The 1,168-nt window shown below is 48.4% G+C and carries 1 protein-coding gene; it reads left to right on the top strand.

Going from position 1 to position 1,168, the window contains the following annotated elements; all coding sequences use genetic code 11:
- Nucleotides 1-374 precede the first annotated feature (374 nt).
- On the top strand, nucleotides 375-1,025 hold the full coding sequence (locus BG260_RS13845) for a DUF6266 family protein (protein WP_069133550.1): 651 nt from the start codon (nucleotides 375-377) through the stop codon (nucleotides 1,023-1,025).
- The last annotated feature ends 143 nt before the right edge of the window (nucleotides 1,026-1,168 follow it).

Here is a 1,168-nt window from a genome sequence, read left to right as displayed (position 1 = left end):
AGTATTCAAGAGTCACCCCTGCCAACGGGAGCCTTTAAGATCATACCAGAGTCGGGTATCCTTCGGGTCAGAGTCGGGACAGGGTCGGGTCGGAGACGTTTTGCCAATCGCATATTCCAAACCGGTTCCAATCCCGGAAAATCAGTGCCGCAACCGGGCTTAATACCCTTCCATTTTCAGCTAACCCCAGGTCAAAAACCGGAATTGAGGAATAAAAGGGAAAAAGGGAGATTACTACGGAAAAGTGCGGAATTGGGCCCTCAGCCCTTTTTTTGCCCTGTTTTACCAGTTATCGTTGCCGGCGAACGCTTCAGGCAGCGGGTGTCTATCACCTGCTAACTGAATGCATAAACAATAACTCAACCCCCAATAACATGGGTACTTATAAGAACGGCATCTTAGGTGCTTTCAAAGGAAAAGTAGGCAACGTGGTTGGATCAACCTGGAACGGTATCCCCTACATGCGTGCAATACCGGCGAACGTCAAGGATGCCAAAACACCAAAGCAGCTGGCGCAGCGTCAGCGATTTAGTATCATGACCTCATTTTTGAGGAGATTTAAAGCTGCCATATCCATCGGCTTCAAGTATGGAGCAGGAAACATGGCCCCGGCAAACCGTGCGATGTCCTACAACATCAAAAATGCGATCGGCGGAGAGTATCCCGATTTAGAAATCCAATTTGAGAATCTGCGGTTCTCAAGAGGAGATCTGATCGGGTTATATCAGCCGGAAGCTGTATCGGATGAACCGGGAAAACTGCTGTTAAGCTGGACCGACAATACCAGTGACGGCAGTGCTCTGCCTGATGACAATCTGGTAGTGGTGTGCTACTCACCCGACCGGGATGCTGTTTACCAATTTTTGGAAGCAGCAGCTCGTGAGGATGAGTCAGTAGAGATCATTCTTCCGGAACCCTGGCAGGGTGAGGTGGCAGAAACCTACGCCTTTTTTATCTCATCAGATGGAAAAGAGGTTTCTGATACCACCTATTTGGGTGCCATACAGATAAATGAGGCCCCTTAATCATCACCAAACAATCCATCAGGATGTGATTTACTGAACGATAAAGCCACTTCGATGGAACGTTTAAACCGCTCTGATCACTCAGGGCGGTTTTTTTTATCTATAGACGAAGACCCGACAGGTTTCCAAAACCTGTCGGGTCT

The organism is Rhodohalobacter halophilus (assembly GCF_001715195.1).
Taxonomy (GTDB): Bacteria; Bacteroidota; Rhodothermia; order Balneolales; family Balneolaceae; genus Rhodohalobacter; species Rhodohalobacter halophilus.
The sequence above is the reverse complement of the archived record's forward strand: the minus strand, read 5'-3'. Positions and strand labels throughout refer to the sequence as shown.

Bases quoted from the DNA above. Each gene is read 5' to 3' on its own strand.
- BG260_RS13845 (WP_069133550.1), top strand. From the start codon at position 375: ATGGGTACTTATAAGAACGGCATCTTAGGTGCTTTCAAAGGAAAAGTA.